The organism is Solwaraspora sp. WMMA2080, assembly GCF_027497395.1.
Taxonomy (GTDB): Bacteria; Actinomycetota; Actinomycetes; order Mycobacteriales; family Micromonosporaceae; genus Micromonospora_E.
In genome coordinates this window covers 6,533,543-6,553,831 of sequence record NZ_CP114910.1, presented here as the reverse complement: position 1 = coordinate 6,553,831, position 20,289 = coordinate 6,533,543, and the positions used below count along the sequence as shown (strand labels likewise).

Genomic DNA, 20,289 nt, shown 5'->3' with positions numbered 1-20,289 from the left:
CCCAGCTGCCGGAGACGCCGAGTGACATCAACCACCACAACCCTGGACCTGGTCGACACCGACCCCGCTGAGCTGGCCGTCGACGCGCTGGTGATCGGCGTACACAGTCAGGACCAGCCGGACGCAGACCAGGCGGCGGCGGACGGCACGCCGGGCACGACGCCCGCCCTGTTGCTGGCGACCGGGGCGGAGAGCATCGCGGTCGCGTTCGAGGGTCGACTGACCGAGGCCCTCAGTCTGCTCGGCGCCACCGGCGCCGCCGGCGAAGTGATCAAGCTGGCCACGCTCGGTACGGTCGGGCCGCCGCTGCTGGTCGCGGTCGGGCTGGGTCCGGAGCCGACCGGCGCGGCGCCCGCCCCGGAGACGCTGCGCCGAGCGACCGGCGCGGCGGTACGGGCACTCGCCGGCACCTCGCGGGTCGCCGTGGCGTTGCCGGTCCCGGATGACGCGGACGGGCCGGCGGCACTGCGCGCGGTCGCCGAGGGCGCGCTGCTCGGTAGCTACCGGTTCGCCGGTTACAAGACCCGGCCGCAGCCGGGCCGACGAGCACCGGTCGCCTCGATCGCCCTGCACGTCACCGACGCCGCCGACCCCGCGGTGCAGGCCGAGGTGGCCCGGGCGGAGGCGGTCGCCGCGGCGGTGATCGCCTGCCGAGACTGGGTGAACACCCCGCCGAACGAGCTGCGGCCACCGGCGTTCGCCGATTCGGTACGGGACACGGCGGTCGCTGCCGGGCTGACCGTGCAGGTGCTGGACGAGCAGGCGCTGATCGACGGGGGCTACGGCGGGATCCTCGCCGTGGGCGGCGGCTCGGCCGCACCGCCCCGGCTGGTGATCGTCTCCTATACCCCGCCGGAGGCGGCCCCGGACGCCCCACGGGTCGCGCTGGTCGGCAAGGGCATCACCTTCGACACCGGCGGCGTGTCGATCAAGCCGGCGCAGGGCATGTGGGAGATGAAGTCGGACATGGCCGGTGCGGCCGCCGTCGGGGCGGCGATGCTGGCGATCGCCGCGCTACGGCCGTCGGTGCCGGTCACCGCGTACCTGCCGATGGCGGAGAACATGCCGTCGGGTACCGCGTACCGGCCCGGCGATGTGGTGACCATGTTCGACGGCAAGCGGGTGGAGGTGCTCAACACCGACGCCGAGGGCCGGATGGTGCTCGCCGACGCGATGGCCCGGGCCTGCGCGGACGGCTGCGACTACCTGCTGGAGACCTCGACGCTGACCGGCGGGCAGGTGGTCGCGCTGGGCAAGCGGATGGCCGGGGTGATGGGCAGCGACGAGCTGTGTGCCCGGGTACGGGCCGGCGGGGACGCGGTGGGTGAGCCGGCCTGGCCGATGCCGCTGCCCGACGACGTCCGCAAGGGCATGGAGTCGGAGGTGGCGGACATCTGCCAGGTGAACTCGGCGATGGACCGGGCCGGCCACATGCTGCAGGGCGGGGTGTTCCTCCGCGAGTTCGTCAGCGAGGGGGTCGCCTGGGCGCACCTCGACGTCGCCGGCCCGGCCTACCACGCCGGCGAGCCGTTCGGCTACTGGAGCAAGGGTGGCACCGGCGTACCGGTGCGCACGCTGGTGCACCTGGTGCAGGACATCGCGGCCAACGGCTGACCCGTAACGTCCCCGCGTGGGTCGGTGCCGGCCGGCACCCGACCCACGCGGGGACGTCAGCCCCGGTCGGCCCGGTCGGCCCGCTTGCGCCGTTCGTTGAAGTCCCGCATCCGCTGCGGGTAGCCGACCAGCGCCACGTCGTAGATCGGGATGGCCATCTTGTGCGCGAAGCGACGGGCGGTTTCCGGACCGTCGACCCGCCGACGGGTCCACTCACCGTCGTACGCGATGAGCATCACCGTCGTCTCGGTAACCGTGGTCCGAGGCTCGATGAACGCCTCGACCCCGCGGCGGCTGCGGACGAACTCCTCGAGATGGTCGAGATCAGCCCGGTTCGCCGGCCGTCCTCCCGGTGCCCCGCTCGACTGCTTGCGCCGACGAAACCACGCCACCGGCGTTCCCCTCCCCCAGCTGACAAAGACCGCGCGGGTGCCGGCCGGGCGGCCTGGTGCGGTCGGGCCGGGCCCGGCTGTCCGACGCCCGCGCGCATAGACGGACAGGGCAAGCCTACGTTGCGACCACGTGTCCTTGGGCACCTCGTTGAGCGTTCAGACACTACAAGTGACAAGATGACCGGGGAAAGTCTGCCCGTTCCATGGGACGACGCAGGGGACGGCCCTCCTGTGCAGCGACGTGACCTGGGAGTGAACTGTGAGTGAGCCGAACGGCGGGACCTTCGACCTGGTCATCCTCGGCGGCGGTAGTGGAGGCTACGCGGCTGCCCTGCGCGCCGTACAACTCGATCTGTCGGTAGCCCTGATCGAGAAGGACAAGGTCGGTGGCACCTGCCTGCACCGTGGCTGCATCCCCACCAAGGCGCTGCTGCACGCCGCCGAAGTGGCCGACAACGCACGCGAGTCCGAGCAGTTCGGTGTCAAGGCGGACCTGGTCGGCATCGACATGGCCGGGGTGAACAGTTACAAGGACGGCGTGGTCGGCCGGCTGTACAAGGGCCTGCAGGGCATGATCAAGTCTTCGAAGATCACCTACGTGGCGGGCACCGGCCGGCTGGTCGGCCCGGACACCGTCGAGGTCGACGGAGCCCGGTACACCGGCCGCAACGTGATCCTGGCCACCGGGTCCTACTCGCGGAGCCTGCCCGGCATCGAGGTCGACGGCGAGCGGATTCTGACCAGCGAGCACGCGCTGGAGCTGGACCGGGTGCCGTCGTCGGCGATCGTGCTCGGCGGCGGGGTGATCGGTGTCGAGTTCGCCAGCGTCTGGCGCTCCTTCGGCGTCGACGTGACCATCGTCGAGGCGCTGCCCCGGCTGGTCGCCGCCGAGGACGAGGAGTCGTCCAAGGCACTGGAGCGGGCATTCCGCAAGCGCGGCATCGGGTTCAAGACCGGCAAGCCGTTCGAGAAGGTCGAACGCACCGAGTCCGGCGTCCGGATGACGATCGCCGGCGGTGAGACCCTGGAGGCCGAGCTGCTGCTGGTCGCCGTCGGGCGTGGGCCGGTCACCGCCGACCTCGGATACGAGGAGCAGGGTCTGAAGATGGACCGTGGCTTCGTGCTGACCGACGAGCGGCTGCGGACCAATCTGCCGAACGTCTACGCCGTGGGCGACATCGTACCCGGCCTGCAGCTGGCCCACCGCGGTTTCCAGCAGGGCATCTTCGTCGCCGAGGAGATCGCCGGCCGCAGCCCGGCGGTGGTCGACGAGAGCGGTATCCCCCGGGTCACCTACTCGGACCCGGAGCTCGCCTCGGTCGGGCTGACCGAGGCGAAGGCCAAGGAGCAGTACGGGGCCGACAAGGTCAAGACCTACAACTACAACCTCGGCGGCAACGGCAAGAGCCAGATCCTCAAGACCACCGGCTTCGTCAAGCTCGTCCGGGTCGTCGACGGCCCGGTCGTGGGACTGCACCTGGTCGGTGCCCGGGTCGGCGAGCTGATCGGCGAGGCACAGTTGATCTACAACTGGGAGGCCGACCCGGCCGACGTCGCACCACTCGTACACGCCCACCCGACCCAGGGCGAGGCGCTGGGCGAGGCCCACCTGGCCCTGGCCGGCAAGCCGCTGCACGCACACGCCTGACTAGAGGAGTCTTGTAGATATGCCGGTATCGGTCACCATGCCCCGGCTCGGCGAGAGCGTCACCGAGGGCACCGTCACCCGCTGGTTGAAGCAGGAAGGCGACCGGGTCGAGGTCGACGAACCGCTGCTGGAGGTCTCCACCGACAAGGTCGACACCGAGATCCCGTCGCCTGCGGCCGGGGTGCTCACCCGGATCGTGGTGAGCGAGGACGAGACCGCCGAGGTGGGCAGCGAACTCGCGGTCATCTCCGGTGGTCAGGAGGACGACGGGCAGCAGGACGACGGTGGGCGGACCGCCCCCGCTGCGAGCGCGCCGCAGGAACAGCCTGCGGAGCCGGAGCCGGCCGCAGCGCCGGAGCCGGCCCAGCCGGCGGACGGCCCGCCGCCGACGTCTGGTGGCGACGCCACTGCGGTCCGGATGCCGGCTCTCGGCGAAAGCGTCACCGAGGGCACCGTAACCCGCTGGCTCAAGCAGGTCGGTGACGCCGTGGAGGTCGACGAACCGCTGCTGGAGGTCTCCACCGACAAGGTCGACACTGAGATCCCGTCGCCGGTCGCGGGGACGCTGCTGGAGATCAAGGTGCCGGAGGACGACACCGCCGACGTCGGTGCCGAACTGGCACTGGTCGGCAGCCCCGGCGGGGCCTCGGCTCCGGCGGCACCGGAGCCGGCCGCCGCACCGGAGCCGGCCACCGCGCCGCAGGCCGACCCCGCCCAGCCGCAGCCGGCGGCACAATCGGAGCCGGCCGCTCCCGCGCCGGCCCAGCCGGGTGCCTCGTACGCCAGCCCGGCCCCGGCCACCGAGTCCGCCTCGCCAGCGCAGGCCGCACCGCCGGCACCGCCGGCACAGCAGACCGCTCCAGCGGCCCCACCGGCCAGCGCCAACGGTGCCGGCGGTTACGTCACCCCGCTGGTCCGCAAGCTCGCCGCCGAGCAGGGGGTCGACCTGGCCTCGGTGCGCGGCACCGGGGTCGGCGGGCGGATCCGCAAACAGGACGTGCTGACCGCGGCCGAACAGGCGCGGGCCGCAGCCGAGCGGGCCAAGGCCGAACAGGCCAAGCCGGCGGCACCGGCTACGGCACCGACGGCGGCCAAGGCGCAACCCAGCCCGCTGCGGGGCCGGACCGAGAAGATGAGCCGGACCCGGACGGTCATCGCCAAGCGGATGCACGAGTCCCTGCAGAGCTCGGCCCAACTGACCACGGTCGTCGAGGTCGACGTGACCAAGATCGCCCGGTTGCGGGCCCGGGTCAAGGGCGACTTCCAGGCCAAGCACGGCGTCAAACTGTCGTTCCTGCCGTTCTTCGCGCTGGCGGCGGTGGAGGCACTGCGCACCTACCCGGTGGTCAACGCCTCCATCGACATGCAGGCCGGCACGATCACCTACCCCGACGGGGAGCACCTCGGCGTAGCGGTGGACACCGAGCGGGGTCTGCTGGTGCCGGTGATCCGCGACGCTGGCGATCTCAACCTCGGTGGGCTGGCGCGGCGGATCGCCGACGTGGCGGAGCGGACCCGGACCAACAAGATCGGGCCCGACGAGTTGTCCGGTGCCACCTTCACGCTGACCAACACCGGCAGCCGTGGGGCGCTGTTCGACACCCCGATCGTGCCGTTGCCGCAGGCCGCCATCCTCGGCACCGGAGCGGTGGTGAAACGCGCCGCGGTGGTCGACGACCCGGAGCTCGGCGAGATCATCGCACCCCGGTCGATGGTCTTCCTGGCGCTGTCCTACGACCACCGGCTGGTCGACGGCGCGGACGCCGCCCGGTTCCTCAGCGCGGTCAAGGAGCGGCTGGAGGCCGGCGCGTTCGAAGGCGAGCTCGGCCTGTCCTGACGGCGTTCCACGACAGAGCGACCCCGGTTGCCGTAGCGGTGGGTGCCGGCCGATCCCGGCCGGCACCCACCCGCCGTTTTGCACCCAATGGCGGTGGTCCGCAGCCGGCACCACCGCGATCAGCGAAGATGTCCGCATGCGCATCCTGTTGGCCGGCGCGTCCGGCTTCCTCGGCACCAGACTGACCGACCACCTGCACAGCTGCGGACACGAGACCGTACAACTGGTCCGCCGGCCGGCGCGCGGGCCGGCGGAGTTCAGCTGGTCGCCGTCGGCCGGGCAGCTCGACCCGGCGGTGTTCACCGGCATCGACGCGGTGATCAACCTGGCCGGTGCCGGGGTCGGCGACAAACGCTGGACCGACGGCTACAAGGCGTTGATCCGGTCCAGCCGGGTGGACAGCACCACCACGCTGGCCACCGCGATGTCCGGTCTCGCGGCAGCGGACCGGCCGGCGGTGCTGCTGAACTCGTCAGCGGTCGGCTGGTACGGCGACACCGGCGACCAGCCGGTCGAGGAGAACGCCCCGGCCGGTGAGGGTTTCCTGGCCGACGTGGCGCGGGTCTGGGAGGCGTCCACCGGGCCGGCCGAGAACGCCGGCGTACGGGTGGTCCGGCTACGCACCGGTCTGCCGTTGCACCGTGACGGCGGCCTGCTCAAGCCGCAGCTGCTGCCGTTCCGGCTCGGGCTGGGCGGCAAGCTCGGCAGTGGGCGGCAGTGGGTGCCGTGGATCGCCATGCAGGACTGGCTGCGGGCGGTGACCTTCCTGCTCGATCACGATGACATCTCCGGCCCGGTCAACGTGGTCGGGCCGGCGCCGGTGACCAACGCGGCGTTCGGCAAGGCGCTCGGGTCGGCGGTGCACCGACCGGCGGTGCTGCCGGTCCCCGCGTTCGCGTTGCACGTGGCGCTGGGCGAGTTCGCCACCGAGGCGCTGCGCTCCTCCCGGGTGTTGCCCGGGGCGCTGACCGAGGCCGGGTTCACCTACCGGTACCCGGACCTGCCGGACGCGCTGCACGCCGCCCTGACGCAGGGGTGACCCCGCGCCGGGTGGCGTCCAGACCGGTCAGGGCAGCGCCGGGAGCAGGTCGGTGCCGATGGCCGTGATCAGGTCGCCGGTGGCAGCCGGACCGGCGCCCTCGACCATCAGCACCAGCCGGTGGGCGCCGATGGTCGCCGCGCTGGCGGCAAGCCGCGCGGCGCACTCGGCCGCGCTGCCCAGTGGGTGGATTCGCAGCAGGTGCTCGGCGTAGGCGTCGAGGTCCCGGTGGGCCGGCGCCGAGCCGTCGATCCGGACGTACTCGCGGGTGGTGGCCAGCCACGGTGGCAGGGTCCGGCGGAGCACCCGCTCGGCGGCGGCCCGGGAGTCGGCGAGCCCGATCAGATGCACCGAGGCGTGCGGCACGATGGCCGGGTCGTGCCCGTTGGCGGCGGCGACGTCCGCGTACCGGGCCAGCGTGGCGGCCTTCGCCGCGTCGTCGTCGTGCACCCCGAGCAGCAGGGCAAGTCCGCGGCTGGCGGCGAGGTCGACCGTCGCCGGCGAGGTCGCCGCAATCCAGATCGGCATCGGGCGGGCCGGTCGCGGCACCACCGGCACATCGCGGAACGTGAAGAACTGACCGTCGGCGCCGACCGTCGCCGCGCCGGAGAGCCAGCGGCTCAGCAGATCCAGCGATTCGGCGAAGCCGTCCCGGTACCGGTCCAGGCCGGTGCCGTAGACCTCCAGGTCCACCCAGGGGCCGCCACGGGCGACCCCGAGCCGGAACCGGCCGGCGGAGACCGTGTCAAGCAGGACTGCTTCCTCGGCGAGCGCGACCGGATGCCGGTTGGACAGCACGGCCGCCGCGGTGCCGACGGCGATCCGACGGGTGGCGCCGAGCAGGTAGCCGGCCAGGGTGGTGGCGGACGGGCACTGCCCGTACGAGACGAAGTGGTGTTCGGCAAGCCACACGCCGCCGAGGCCGGCTGCCTCGGCGGCGCGCGCGTAGCCGACGGTGGCCGGCAGACCATGTGCCGCCAGCAGGAACAGGTCCACCGCTGGCTGGTTCAGGTCGCCGGCCGCCGTCGAGATGGTCGGCTCAGCAGTCACGCAGCTCGGGTGACTGGTTGCGCAGCTGGGCCACCGGGGAGATGAACTCCTGATAGGTCTCGCCGCCGACGGCGGACAGTTTGAAGGCGGCCACCCGGTGGCAGTTCTGGAAGGCGAACTTGACGCCGAAGTGCCGCTCCAGGCCGCCCCGGATCGCGTCGCTGGCCAGCGCCCGCAGCAGTTGGCCACGCTCGGCCTCGCTGGGTGGCGGCACCGCGTGGTCGGCGAACTCGGCCGTGCCACCCTGGGCCTCGGTGGCCACCTGGGACACCACCGACCAGGCGTACGGCAGGGACTGGCGTACGCAGTCGACGAATTCGGCGTCGTCGACCCGGCCGGATTCGGCCCGCTCCAGCAGGGCGGCAGGTACGTCGAGGGACATGCTTTCTCCTCACGCTACGGTCAGCGGACCAGCAGGTCTGGTCCGAGTACGAACTCCGGGTCGACCTGGTCGGCGAGGTTCTCGCCGACCCGGTCGTTGGCCCAGGCGGCGGCGTTGCGTAGGTGGAACTCCACCGCCTGCCGGGTGTAGTTGGCCCAGTCCTTGCCACAAGCATCGACGGTTGTGCGCATCATGTCCAGAGCGTCACGGTTCGCCGGCTCCATCGCGGTGATCGGCTGGTGCCGGCCCCGCTCGGCCGCCTTGACGAAGGCCGACCGCCCGATCCAGGTCAGCAGATCCGCGCCGACGTGCTCGCGCAGGAAGTCCACGTCCGACTCGTCGTCGATCTTGTTGCCGACGACGTGCACCCGGACGCCGTAGTCGCGGGCGTAGCCGACGTACTGCCGGTAGACCCCGACGCTGCGCACCGTGGGCTCGCAGACCAGGAAGGTGGCGTCGAACCGGGTGAACAGCCCGGAGGCGAACGAGTCGGCCCCGGCGGTCATGTCGACGACCACGTACTCACCGGCACCGTCGACCAGGTGGTTGAGCAGCAGTTCCACCGCGCCGACCTTGGAGTGGTAGCAGGCGACGCCGAGATCGTCGGTGGCGAACGGCCCGGTGACGGCGAGCCGGATACCAGCCACCTCGCGGACCAGCGCGTCGTAGATCGGGTTGGCCCCGGCGACGGTGAGCAGCCGCGAGCCTCGCCCGGGCGGGGTGGTCTTGACCATCGCTGCGGCCGAGCCGATCCGGGGATTGTCGCCGCGCAGATACTCCTTGATGTCGGCCAGGTGGTCGCCCAACGCCGGTAGCAGCACCGCCTCGTCGTCGCTGGCGCCGAGGGCCGCGGCGAGATGCTGGTTGATGTCGGCGTCGACCGCGAGCAGCGGCGGCGGGCCGTCGTCGGGGCCGACCGGGGTGGCTGCGAGGTGGCGGGCGAACAGGGCCGCCAGGGTGGTCTTGCCACTGCCACCCTTACCGACAAAACAGATCTTCACCGTGGATCTCTCCCAAACAACTCAACAGGTACGCGTACATTGGAAGTCATTTCCAATAACTTCGTCAAGCCTAGGTACGGCACGGGCGTGTCGGGCGAAATTGGTACTCTCCGCCGGTGCCGACCGCTCCGTCCCCACTGCCCGACAGCGCCGCGACCACCCGGCCGGTGACCAGCGGCCGGTTGAGGGGCCGGGCCGGCGGCCCGGCCCGCTGGCGCGCCGACCTGGTCGTCGCGGTGGTCGCGGTGGTCCTCGCCGGCTGGGTCACCAGCGGGCTGTGGGCCGGTCCGGACAGCCGGGCGATCACCGTCAACTCCAGCGACCAGGCGCTGTTCGAGTGGCTGCTCGGCTACGGCGCCTACGCGCTGACCCACGGCGAGAACCCGCTGTTCACGTACCTGCTCAACGCCCCCGACGGGGTGAATCTCGCGGTCAACACCTCGATCACCGTGTACGCGGTGCTGTTCGCGCCGCTGACCTTCCTGATCGGGCCACCGGCGACATTCCTGGTGATCCTCACCCTCAACCTGGCCGGCACCGGCTTCACCTGGTACTGGCTGCTGTCCCGGCTACCCACCGGCGACGACGGCGCTCCGTTCGTGCCGTCCCGGCTGGCGGCCGCCGTCGGCGGACTGTTCTGCGGCTTCGCGCCGGCCATGGTGTCGCACGCCAACGCCCACCTGAACTGGACCGCCGGCTGGCTGGTGCCGATCATCGTCTGGCGGGTCCTCGCGCTGCGTGGGCGCCCCGGGGCCCGGCCGCTGGGCCGGGGCGGCTGGGTGCGCAACGGCCTGATCCTCGGCGTAGCCGTCGCGGCGGCCTTCTCGATCGCCGCCGAGGGCCTGTTCTTCACCGCCCTGGCCTGCGGCGTGTTCCTCGGCGTCTGGGCGCTGGACCGCAGCCGCGCCGCCGAGGTCCGCGACGCGCTCCCCCGACTGCTGCGCGGCCTGGCGCTCACCGCGGTCGTGGCGACCGCACTGTTGGCGTACCCGTTGTGGTTGCACTTCTTCGGCCCGCAGGTGTTCCACGGCACCGGTTTCGACGCCCGGGTGCACAGCGAGGACCTCCTCGCCTACGGGGCGTTCCCGGAACGCTCGCTGGCCGGTGTCGCCGGGCTGGGCACCGGGCTGGCGCCGAACGAGACCGAGGAGAACAGCTTCTTCGGCGTACCGCTGCTGATGTTGACCGTCGGCTGCCTGGTGCTGCTCTGGCGGGCCGCCGATCCCGGTCGGCGAGCGACGCTGCGGGCCCTCGCCGTCACCGCCGCCGTGTTCGCGGTGCTCTCCCTCGGCCCCCGGCTGAAGATCGGCGGGACGATCACCGACATCCCGCTGCCGTACGCCCCGCTGGCCGGCGCTCCGGTGTTCAACGCCGCGCTGCCGGCCCGGCTGGCCATGGTGGTCACCCCGGTCATCGGCATCCTGCTGGCGCTGACGCTGAGCCTGCTGCTCACCCGTCGGGCCGGCGGGCAGGCGCGGTACGGCCGGTGGTGGGCCGCGGCGTTCGTCGCGGCGCTGCTGCCGCTGACCCCGGCCAGTCTGCTCACCATCGAACGGGAGCCGATCCCGGACTTCATCACCTCGGGTGCCTGGCGTGACCACGTCAGCCAGGGCAGGGTGCTCGCCCCGGTACCGTTCACCCTCGATGTGCTACCCGACGGTCAACGTTGGCAGGCGTACGCGTTCGCGCACCGGCAGGGCGAGTTCGCCATCCCGTCCGGCTTCTTCCTCGGCCCCGGCGGACCGGACGGCCGGGGCCGGATCGGACCGGTCCCCCGGGCCACCGACGGGCTGCTGCACGAGGTCGCCCGCACCGGCGTGGTGCCGCCGATCACCGACGCCGACCGGGCCGCCGCCCGCGCCGACCTGCGGTACTGGGATGCCGAGGCGGTGGTGCTCGCCGACCGGGTGCACGGGGCGAAGTTCCCGGTCGACGCCGAGGCGCTGCTGACCGCGACCACCGAACTGCTCGGCCCGCCGCAGCGGGTCACCGACGTCTGGCTCTGGCCGGCGCCGGAGGGCGGCTGGTGAGCCGGACCACGGACCGACCCGACCGACCGGTAGCGGACTAGGCTGGACGACGTGACCAGCATCATTTCCCGCCTGCGCGGGGTCCGAGCCGGCGTCGTCGACTACCAGACCGCCTGGGCGGAGCAGCGTCGACTGCACGCCGCCGTGGTCGCCGGCGAGGAGCCGGACACCGTGCTCCTGCTGGAGCACCCGAGTGTCTACACGGCTGGCAAGCGCACCGAGCCGTGGGACCGCCCGGTCGACGGCACCCCGGTGGTGGACGTCGACCGGGGCGGCAAGATCACCTGGCACGGCCCGGGGCAGTTGGTCGGCTACCCCATCGTCCGGTTGTCGGAGCCGATCGACGTGGTCGCCTACGTACGCCGGGTCGAGCAACTGCTGATCGACGTCTGCGCCGAATTCGGGCTGGCCGCCACCCGCCTCGACGGGCCGAACCACAGCGGGGTCTGGGTGCCGGCCGACGACCGTGGACCGGCCCGCAAGGTGGCGGCGATCGGCATCCGGGTCGCCCGCGGGGTCACCCAGCACGGTTTCGCGATCAACTGCGACCCGGACCTGACGGCGTATGACCGGATCGTGCCGTGCGGTCTGCGCGACGTCGGTGTCACCTCGCTGAGCGCCGAGCTCGGCCGGCCGGTGACCGTCGCCGAGGTGCTGCCGGTCGTCGAGCGCCACCTGCCCACGCTCGGCTGAGCCGACCGCTCTCGGGTCCGCCGGCCGATCGATGCCTCGGGTGAGCCAACTCACCCGGTGAGCGGTGGCCGCACGGTCGCCTGGCCGCCCGAGCGGGCACCGGCCGGCGTAGGCTGGCAAGGGTGACCATTGCTCCGGAGGGACGACGCCTGCTGCGCCTGGAGGTCCGCAACGCCGAGACCCCGATCGAGCGCAAACCCCCGTGGATCAAGGTCAAGGCCAGGATGGGGCCGGAGTTCACCGAGCTGCGCGGGCTGGTGCAACGGGAAGGGTTGCACACCGTCTGTCAGGAGGCCGGCTGCCCCAACATCTACGAGTGTTGGGAGGACCGGGAAGCCACCTTCCTCATCGGTGGGGACCAGTGCACCCGGCGCTGCGACTTCTGTCAGATCGACACCGGCAAACCGGCCGAGTTCGACGCCGACGAGCCCCGCCGGGTCGGCGAGTCGGTCGCGGCGATGGGTCTGCGCTACGCCACGGTCACCGGGGTGGCCCGCGACGACCTGCCCGACGGGGGTGCCTGGCTGTACGCCGAGACCGTCCGGCAGATTCACGCGCTGCAGCCCGGCTGCGGCGTCGAGTTGCTGATCCCGGATTTCAACGGCGACGCCGGCCAGCTCGACGAGGTGTTCGCCGCCCGACCGGAGGTGCTCGCTCACAACGTCGAGACGGTGCCCCGGATCTTCAAGCGGATCCGGCCGGCCTTCCGGTACGAGCGCTCGCTCGACGTGCTCACCCGGGCCCGCACGGCCGGCCTGGTGGCCAAGTCCAACCTGATCCTCGGCCTCGGCGAGGAGCGCTCCGAGGTGTCGCAGGCGCTGCGCGATCTGCACGCCGCCGGGTGCGAGCTGATCACCATCACCCAGTATCTGCGCCCGACGCCACGGCATCACCCGGTGCAGCGCTGGGTCAAGCCGGAGGAGTTCGTCGAGCTGCGCGAGGAGGCCGAGCGGATCGGCTTCTCCGGGGTGATGAGCGGCCCGCTGGTGCGTTCGTCGTACCGCGCCGGCCGGCTCTACCAGCAGGCGCTGCGCCAGCGCGAGGCCCAGCCGCTGGCCGGCTGACCGCCCGGTGAACGGCTTCGCCCCCGGCAACTAGACTGCCTCGCATGGCGAAACCCCAGGAGAAGGTGTCGTTCGGCCAGCGGCTGAAGCAGATCGGCATGGTGTTCTCGTTCACCGCCAAGCGCGACAAGTGGTTCGTCCCGCTGGCGGTGGCCGCCGTCGTGCTGCCGCTGGCGATCACCGTGCCGGTGACGCTGAAGCTGGGGTGGATGTGGCTGCCGGTCGGCATCCTGGTGGCGCTGCTCGCCGTACTGATCGTGCTGAACCTGCGGTCCAACACGGCGATGATGAACGTCGCCGAGGGCCAGCCGGGTGCGGCGGCCTCGCTGCTGGAGAACATGCGCGGTGACTGGCGGGTGACGCCGGCGGTCAGTTCGACCACCCAGATGGACATGGTCCATCTGGTGATCGGGCGGCCCGGGGTGATCCTGCTCGCCGAGGGCAACCCGCAGCGGGTCCGGGGGTTGCTCGGTCAGGAGAAGCGGCGGCTGGCGAAGGTGATCGGCAGTGCGCCGCTGTACGACTACGTGATCGGCACCGACGAGGGCGAGTTGTCGATCCGCAGGATGCGTACGACGCTGATGCGCTTGCCGCGCAACCTGACCGGCAAGGACGTCAACGCGTTGGACAAGCGGCTGACCGCGTTGTCGGCCCGGCCGCAGTTACCCAAGGGCGCCATTCCGAAGAACATGCGACCGCCGAAGGGCGCTTTCCGGCAGACCCGGGGCCGCTGACCGCCGGTCGCCGCAATGACGGCGCGGTGCGGTGGGCCGGGCGGTGCGGTGGGCCGGGCCGGGCGGTTGCGGTCGTGGGTCAGCTGGGGACGGCGACGACGACCGAGCCGGCGGCCCGGTCGTGCAGGCCGCGTCGCCGCTCGTCCATCACCAGCGGCGGGATCACCAGGGCCAGCAGCAGTCCGCGCAGCAGTGCCCGGGGTACGCCGATCCGGCCGCCGTCGGCGGCCGAGACACACCGGATCCGGGCCAGCCACATTCCCGGGGTCTGGGCGAACAGCCCGAGGAAGATGCCGTACTCGGCGATCAGCACGACTACCGGTGGCCAGCCGGACCGGGCCGGGTCGGCAAACAGGCTGGAGATAAGCACACAGAGTAGCCAGTCAATCACTAGGGCACCGGTGCGGCGAAGCAGGCTGGACACCTTGGCACCCGACCCCGCCGGACCGTCCGTCGCCCCACCCGCAGCCGCATTTGCGCTAGCCGCCACGCTGCTCCCCCTTCCGATACCCACGAACGGCCAGACTAGCCTGGGCCATCTGCCGTATCCTGCGGGGGACGATTGGTCGGGATCACGCTCCGCAGGGGACGTAACACGGCGGAAACATTAGAGACACGGTGGGGCAACTCCGCGGCCATAGCGTCGCGACCAGCATAGCCATCAGTGCGACGTGCCAGGAGGACGTGTGTTCGCCAATCCCGAGGAACTACTGCGGTACCTCAAAGACGAGGGCGTGAAATTCGTCGACGTACGCTTCTGTGACCTGCCCGGCGTGATGCAGCACTTCAACTTGCCGGTCGAGTCGGTCGACGAGGACATTTTCACCACCGGCCTCGCCTTCGACGGGTCTTCGATCCGTGGTTTCCAGGCGATCCACGAGTCGGACATGCTGCTGCTGCCGGATGTCGCCACCGCATTCATCGACCCGTTCCGGATCGAGAAGACGCTGGCGCTCAACTTCTTCATCCACGACCCGTTCACCCGGGAGGCGTACTCCCGGGACCCGCGTAACGTGGCCAAGAAGGCGGAGGCCTACCTGGCGGCGAGCGGCATCGCCGACACCGCCTACTTCGGACCCGAGGCGGAGTTCTACATCTTCGACTCGATCCGCCACGAGACCTCCGCGAACCAGGCCTACTACTACATCGACTCGATCGAGGGCTGGTGGAACAGCGGTCGCGAGGAAGAGGGCGGCAACCGCGGGTACAAGACCAACTACAAGGGCGGCTACTTCCCGGTGCCGCCGGTCGACCACTACGCCGACCTGCGTGACAAGATCGTCCGCAAGCTGATCGACACCGGCTTCACCGTGGAGCGGTCGCACCACGAGGTCGGCACCGCCGGCCAGGCCGAGATCAACTACAAGTTCTCCACCCTGCTGCACGCCGGCGACCAGCTGCAGCTGTTCAAGTACATCGTCAAGAACACCGCCTGGGCCAGCGGCAAGACCGCGACCTTCATGCCGAAGCCGCTGTTCGGCGACAACGGCTCCGGCATGCACACCCACCAGAGCCTCTGGCTCAACGGCGAGCCGCTGTTCTACGACGAGACCGGCTACGCCGGCCTGTCGGACACCGCCCGCTGGTACATCGGCGGTCTGCTGCACCACGCGCCGTCGCTGCTGGCCTTCACCAACCCGACGGTCAACTCCTACCGTCGACTGGTGCCGGGCTTCGAAGCACCGGTCAACCTGGTGTACTCGCAGCGCAACCGGTCCGCCTGTACCCGGATCCCGGTCACCGGCAGCAACGCCAAGGCCAAGCGGGTCGAGTTCCGGGTGCCGGATCCGTCGGCGAACGTCTACCTGGCCTTCTCCGCCATGCTGATGGCCGGCCTGGACGGCATCAAGAGCAAGATCGAGCCGCCGACGCCGATCGACAAGGACCTGTACGACCTGCCGCCGGAGGAGTGGGGCAACGTCAAGCAGGTGCCGGGTTCGCTGCCGGCCGTGCTGGACTCGCTGGAGGCCGACCACGACTTCCTGCTCGAGGGTGGGGTCTTCACGCCGGACCTCATCTCCACCTGGGTCGACTGGAAGCGGTCCAACGAGGTCGACCCGGTCCGCCTGCGGCCGACCCCGCACGAGTTCGCGATGTACTTCGACTGCTGATTCCGGCCGCGCCGGTCCAGCAGTGGGCGACGGCGGTGGGGGCGGGCCTCGGCTCGCCCCCACCGCCGTTTCGTTGCCCGGACCTCCTCCAGCCGCCCGTCAGCTCGCCCCGGGGCGCCGGGCGGACCGGACCGCCCGCACCACCAGCACCACGATCAGGGCGCACATGGCGACCGTGCCCGGCGCCTTGGTGAGCGCGGCGACCCCCGTGCCGTCCGGCAGGACCAGGAAACCGGCGACCGCCACCGGCACCAGAAACCACCCGGTGCGGTACGCGGCACCGGCCAGCAGCGCCAACGGCCAGCTGAGGTACCACGGGTAGACGACCGGCGCGGCAAGCACCGTGGCGGCCAACGCCAGCCCCGCCCCGAACACCACGGTCCCCCGGTCCCAGGTCTGCGGTGGGCCGACGGAGTCCGCCACCGGCACGGCACGACTGTCCGGGCCCCGCCAGCCGGCCAACGGTCCACCGCCACGCCACACCCGCCACCACAGCCACATCAGGAAGCCGGCGAGCAGCGCCAGGCCCACCGCGCGGGCCGGCCCGACCGCGTCCAGTCGCACCCCGAACAGCCGCCCCAGGTAGTCGATCAGCAGCCCGACGGCGGTCGGCGGCGAAATCCACTGCCGCGAGTCGCCGCTGTGGGTCAGCCCGTCCACCCAGCCCAGGCCGAGCCCGGACAGCACGGTGGTGGCTGTGACCGCGCCGACCACCCCCGCCACCACCAGCGCCCCGGCCCGCACCAGGGCGGCCGGGCGGCGCGGCCCGGCCACCGCGAGTGCCGCCGCGAACGGCACCACCACCAGCGCGGTCGCCTTCACCGCGACGGCCAGCCCGAGCAGCAGCCCGCCGGCGACGGCCGCCATCGCGGGCCGGCGGGCCGATCCGGCGGCGATCACCCACAGCGCCGCGACCAGCAGGCCGACCATCAACGCGTCGTTGTGCGCCCCCGACACCAGGTGGATGAGCACCACCGGGCAGCCGACGGTCAACCACAGCGCCCGGCCGGCCGGCAGGCCGCACCTGGCGGCCAGGCCGGGCAGCGCAACCGCCACCAGCACCAGCCCGGCCACGGCGGTCAACCGCAACGCCAGCAGGGCGCCGGTCAGGCCGGCACCGACCGCCACCGCCAGCCCGGCGAGCCAGACGAACAGCGGCCCGTACGGGGCCGGGGTGTCGCGCCACAGCGGGGCGACCGCGTCGACCCAGGGACAGCCCTGCCCGGTCACCCCGGCGTACGGGTCGCCGCCGTCGCGCAGGATCCAGCCCTGGCAGGCGTACGAGTAGGCATCCCGGCTGCCCAGCGGCGGTGCCACCAGCAGCGGCACCACCCAGAGGCCGACGGTGGTCAACGCCCACTGTACCGACGGCACGCCGTGCTGGGCCGACCACCAGGCCCACGTCATCGCGCCGGTGCCGGCGGCCCAGGCGAGCACGCTGAGCACGCCGGTTCCGCTGGTGAAGACCGCCCAGCCGGCGGCCGGTGGTTCGGGCAGCGCGCCGCCCAGGCCGGCGGCGACCGCGAGGGCGACCGCGCCGGCCAGGCCGACGTAGCGGATGAGGTGGTACCGCGTCCCGGGCTCGCCGCAGCGGTCAGGCACCGAGGACCCGCTCCGCCGCGGCCCGGCAGCGGCGGGCGGTCCGCAGGTAGTCGTCTAGGAACTGGCCGGGGTCGGTGCCGCCGAGCAACCGGACCACCCCGGCCAGCTCGGCACCGTGCCGGGGCAGCTGGTCGGTGGCCCGGCCCCGGACCAGCATCAACGCGTCGCGGACCCGGGAGGCGAGGACCCAACCGTCGCGCAGCGCGGTCGCGTCGGCCCGGTCGACCAGGTCGGCGTCACGGGCCGCAGCCAGCGCGACCAGGGTACGGGTGTCACGCAGCGCCGGCACCGCGTGCCCGTGCCGCAGCTGGGTCAGCTGCACCGCCCATTCGACGTCGGCGAGCCCGCCCCGGCCGAGCTTGGTATGGGTGGCCGGGTCGGCGCCGCGCGGCAGTCGTTCGGTCTCCACCCGGGCCTTGATCCGGCGGATCTCGACGACCTGCTCCCGGCTCAACCCGCCGGCCGGGTAGCGGACCGGGTCGGCGACGGCGACGAACTCCTCGCCCAGCGACGGGTCGCCGCAGACGAACCGGGCCCGCAGCAGCGCCTGCGCCTCCCACACCTTCGCCCACCGGGCGTAGTACTGGGCGTACGCCGCGAGGCTGCGCACCAGCGGCCCCTGCCGGCCCTCGGGGCGCAGGTCGGCGTCCACCCCGAGCGGCGGGTCGGGGGCCGGCATGCCGAGCAGTCGGCGCAGCTCCTCGGCGACCGCGCGGGCGGCCGCGCTGGCCTCGTCGTCGGCGAGGCCGGGCGGCGGGTCGTAGACGAAGAGCACGTCGGCGTCGGAGGAGTAGCTCATCTCGTACCCGCCGAGGCGGCCCATGCCGATGATCGCGAACCGCAGACCGCCCGGCGGCGGCACGGTCTCGACCGCGACCCGCAGCGCGGCGGCGAGCGTGGCGTCGGCCACGGCGGACAGCCCGGCACCGACGGCGGCCACTTCGAGCCGGCCCCGGGCCTCCCGGGCCGGGGCCAGAGCGCCGGCCCGGTTGAGCACGTCGGCGCAGGCCAGCCGGAGCAGTTCGCGGCGGCGCAGGGCCCGCACGGCGCGGACCGCCTGGACCGGATCCGGCGGCTCGCCGCCACCGCTGCCGAGGTGGCGGGCCGCGGCGGCGTCGAAGCCGGTGCGCAGCACCGCCGCGTCGCGCGGGGTGAGCTCGGCGTCGGACGCCAGCATCCGCAGCGCCTCGGGCTCGCGGGCCAGCAGGTCGGCTGCGTACCGGGACAGCCCGAGAGTGCGGGCGAGCCGGCCGGCTACCAGGCCTTCGTCGCGCAGCAGCCGCAGATACCAGGGGGTGCTGCCGAGCTTGTCGGACACCTGCCGGTAGCTCAGCAGCCCTCGGTCCGGCTGGGGGGCGTCGGCGAACTCCTGCAGCAGCACCGGTAGCAACGTGCGCTGGATGGCGGCGGTCCGGGAGACGCCGCCGGTGAGGGCCTCCAGGTGCCGCAGCGCCCCGGCCGGGTCGGCGAAGCCCAGCACCTCGAGCCGACGCCGGGCGGCCTGCGGGGTCATCCGCAGCGACTCGGCCGGCACCCGGGCGACGGATTCGAGCAGCGGCCGGTAGAGCAGTTTGGCATGCAGGCGGCGTACCTCGGTGGCGTGACTGACCCAGTCGGCCCGGAACGCCTCGACGACGTCGGTTTCGGGGGTCGAGGCGTAGCCGAGGGCCTGGGCGAGCCAGCGCAGCGCCACCGGGTCGGCCGGCACGGTGTGGGTACGGCGCAGCCCCTGCAGTTGCAGCCGGTGCTCGACACCGCGCAGGAACCGGTAGCCACGCAGCAACGCCTCGCCGTCGGCGCGGCCGACGTACCCGCCGGCGACCAGGGCCCGCAGGGTGGGCAGCGTGCCGGGGGCCCGCAGCGTCTCGTCGACCCGACCATGCACCAGCTGCAGCAGCTGGACGGCGAACTCGATGTCGCGCAGCCCGCCGGGGCCGCGTTTGATCTCGCGTTCCAGCTCGCGGGGCGGGACGTTCTCGATGATCCGGCGGCGCATGGCCCGCACGTCCTCGACCGCCTCCGGACGCTCGGCGGCGTGCCAGACCAGCGGCGACAGCAGCCGAATCCACTCCTGCGCGAGGTCACGGTCGCCGGCCGCCGGCCGGGCCTTGAGTAACGCCTGGAACTCCCAGGTCCGGGCCCACCGCTGGTAGTAGGCGAGGTGGCTGGCGAGGGTACGGACCAACGGCCCCCGGTTGCCTTCCGGGCGCAGTGCGGCGTCCACCGGCCAGGCCACCAACCCGCAGATGTGGATCAACCGGGTGGCGACGGTGGTGGCGACCGTCAGGTCGGCGTCGTCGGCGGCGACGAAGATCACGTCCACGTCGGAGACGTAGTTCAGCTCGTCGCCGCCGCACTTGCCCATCGCCACCACGGCGAGGCCGGGCGGATCGCTGCCGTCGGGCAGCTCGGCGACGGCGATGGCGTACGCGGCGGACAGGGTCGCGTCGGCCAGCGCGGACAACGCCGCCATGGTCTGTTCGAGACACCGCCCGCCGGTCAGGTCGGCCGCCGCGATCCGCAGTAGGGCCAACCGGTACGCCCGGCGCAGCGCGGTGACTGCCGCCGCGCCGACCAGCGGGGTCGACGCGGCGTCGGCATCGGTGATGGCCGGGGCGACGTCGAGGACACCGTCGGCGGCGGGGGCCACTCCGTTCTCGGTGGCGAGCACCGACCACTGGTCCGGGTTGGCGACCAGATGGTCGCCGAGACTGGACGAGGCACCGAGGACGGCGATCAGCCGCCGACGTAGCCCCGGGTCGGCGTGCAGGGCGTCGAGCACCGGCGACCCGCCGGCACCGGCGCCACCGGTGCCGTTGCCGGTGTCGTCGTTGCCGGTGGCGGCGTCGCGCCGCTGCGCCTCGACGAGCCGGTGCAGCTGACGCAGCGCCAGATCGGGGTCGGCGGCCCGGGACAGCGCGGTCAACAGTTCGGCGGCCGGCGGGTCGACCGGCTGCTGCGCCTGCACCTGCCACAACCCGAGCCCGTCGGGGCCGAGCAGGTCGGCGGCCCGGACGGTGTCTGTACCGCTGACGTCGAAGCCGTACCGGGCGAGCCGGCCGGTGGCACTGGTCGGTCTGGTCATCGGGGGC

The 20,289-nt window shown here is 72.6% G+C and carries 16 protein-coding genes; 9 read left to right on the top strand and 7 right to left on the bottom strand.

All coding sequences use genetic code 11. The annotated features are described in order from the left end of the window. Positions 1 to 21 precede the first annotated feature (21 nt). Positions 22 to 1,614 carry a leucyl aminopeptidase gene (locus O7543_RS30075; protein WP_281550770.1) on the top strand — a complete coding sequence of 531 codons (1,593 nt, stop codon included), beginning with the start codon at positions 22 to 24 and terminating at the stop codon, positions 1,612 to 1,614. 56 nt (positions 1,615 to 1,670) lie between these two features. Here O7543_RS30075 and O7543_RS30070 read toward each other — a convergent pair whose 3' ends face one another. Further along, positions 1,671 to 2,006, bottom strand: a complete 336-nt coding sequence (locus tag O7543_RS30070) for a hypothetical protein (protein WP_281550771.1) — start codon at positions 2,004 to 2,006, stop codon at positions 1,671 to 1,673. 259 nt (positions 2,007 to 2,265) lie between these two features. Here O7543_RS30070 and lpdA point away from each other — a divergent pair, with 259 nt between their 5' ends. From lpdA to O7543_RS30055, 3 genes are all read left to right on the top strand, one after another. After that, the gene (gene lpdA / locus O7543_RS30065) at positions 2,266 to 3,654 is read left to right on the top strand and encodes a dihydrolipoyl dehydrogenase (protein ID WP_281550772.1); all 1,389 of its coding nucleotides are present in this window, start codon (positions 2,266 to 2,268) and stop codon (positions 3,652 to 3,654) included. Positions 3,655 to 3,673: 19 nt separating this feature from the next. After that, positions 3,674 to 5,491, top strand: a complete 1,818-nt coding sequence (gene sucB / locus O7543_RS30060) for a 2-oxoglutarate dehydrogenase, E2 component, dihydrolipoamide succinyltransferase (protein WP_281550773.1) — start codon at positions 3,674 to 3,676, stop codon at positions 5,489 to 5,491. Between the two features lie 136 nt (positions 5,492 to 5,627). Beyond that, positions 5,628 to 6,530: a TIGR01777 family oxidoreductase gene (locus O7543_RS30055; protein ID WP_281550774.1), complete on the top strand. Its 903-nt coding sequence runs from the start codon at positions 5,628 to 5,630 to the stop codon at positions 6,528 to 6,530. A 27-nt stretch (positions 6,531 to 6,557) separates the two neighbouring features. On the opposite strand, the gene O7543_RS30050 is transcribed toward O7543_RS30055, so the two are convergent. The 3 genes from O7543_RS30050 to O7543_RS30040 are packed head-to-tail and all read right to left on the bottom strand — an operon-like array spanning position 6,558 to position 8,963. After that, on the bottom strand, positions 6,558 to 7,580 hold the full coding sequence (locus tag O7543_RS30050; protein WP_281550775.1) for an LLM class flavin-dependent oxidoreductase: 1,023 nt from the start codon (positions 7,578 to 7,580) through the stop codon (positions 6,558 to 6,560). Continuing rightward, positions 7,570 to 7,962, bottom strand: coding sequence for an SCO5389 family protein (locus tag O7543_RS30045; RefSeq protein ID WP_281550776.1), 393 nt, complete (start codon positions 7,960 to 7,962; stop codon positions 7,570 to 7,572). The genes O7543_RS30050 and O7543_RS30045 overlap by 11 nt, the downstream gene beginning before the upstream one ends. Positions 7,963 to 7,982: 20 nt before the next feature. Next, entirely contained in the window at positions 7,983 to 8,963 is a 981-nt protein-coding gene (locus O7543_RS30040) for an ATP-binding protein (RefSeq protein ID WP_281550777.1), read from the bottom strand. Between the two features lie 167 nt (positions 8,964 to 9,130). On the opposite strand from O7543_RS30040, the gene O7543_RS30035 reads away from it, so the two are divergent. From O7543_RS30035 to O7543_RS30020, 4 genes are all read left to right on the top strand, one after another. After that, the gene (locus O7543_RS30035; RefSeq protein WP_281555643.1) at positions 9,131 to 10,993 is read left to right on the top strand and encodes a DUF2079 domain-containing protein; all 1,863 of its coding nucleotides are present in this window, start codon (positions 9,131 to 9,133) and stop codon (positions 10,991 to 10,993) included. A gap of 51 nt (positions 10,994 to 11,044) precedes the next feature. After that, complete coding sequence (gene lipB, locus O7543_RS30030) at positions 11,045 to 11,686, top strand: lipoyl(octanoyl) transferase LipB (RefSeq protein WP_281550778.1); 642 nt, start codon at positions 11,045 to 11,047, stop codon at positions 11,684 to 11,686. Between the two features lie 122 nt (positions 11,687 to 11,808). Continuing rightward, on the top strand, positions 11,809 to 12,750 hold the full coding sequence (gene lipA, locus O7543_RS30025; RefSeq protein WP_281550779.1) for a lipoyl synthase: 942 nt from the start codon (positions 11,809 to 11,811) through the stop codon (positions 12,748 to 12,750). A gap of 44 nt (positions 12,751 to 12,794) precedes the next feature. Then, positions 12,795 to 13,484 (top strand): DUF4191 domain-containing protein, encoded by a 690-nt coding sequence (locus O7543_RS30020; protein WP_281550780.1) that lies wholly within the window; start codon positions 12,795 to 12,797, stop codon positions 13,482 to 13,484. Positions 13,485 to 13,563: 79 nt separating this feature from the next. Here the strand turns inward: O7543_RS30020 and O7543_RS30015 are convergent, their stop codons facing one another. Further along, positions 13,564 to 13,908 carry an RDD family protein gene (locus O7543_RS30015; RefSeq protein ID WP_281550781.1) on the bottom strand — a complete coding sequence of 115 codons (345 nt, stop codon included), beginning with the start codon at positions 13,906 to 13,908 and terminating at the stop codon, positions 13,564 to 13,566. Positions 13,909 to 14,170: 262 nt separating this feature from the next. On the opposite strand from O7543_RS30015, the gene glnA reads away from it, so the two are divergent. Next, a complete protein-coding gene (gene glnA / locus O7543_RS30010; RefSeq protein WP_281550782.1) occupies positions 14,171 to 15,595 on the top strand; it encodes a type I glutamate--ammonia ligase in 1,425 nt (474 codons plus the stop codon). A 99-nt stretch (positions 15,596 to 15,694) separates the two neighbouring features. On the opposite strand, the gene mptB is transcribed toward glnA, so the two are convergent. Together mptB and O7543_RS30000 are read right to left on the bottom strand one after the other, a co-directional pair. Next, positions 15,695 to 17,197: a polyprenol phosphomannose-dependent alpha 1,6 mannosyltransferase MptB gene (gene mptB / locus O7543_RS30005; RefSeq protein ID WP_281550783.1), complete on the bottom strand. Its 1,503-nt coding sequence runs from the start codon at positions 17,195 to 17,197 to the stop codon at positions 15,695 to 15,697. Then, entirely contained in the window at positions 17,190 to 20,282 is a 3,093-nt protein-coding gene (locus O7543_RS30000) for a bifunctional [glutamine synthetase] adenylyltransferase/[glutamine synthetase]-adenylyl-L-tyrosine phosphorylase (protein WP_281550784.1), read from the bottom strand. Before O7543_RS30000 ends, mptB begins: the two co-directional genes overlap by 8 nt. Positions 20,283 to 20,289: the final 7 nt, after the last annotated feature.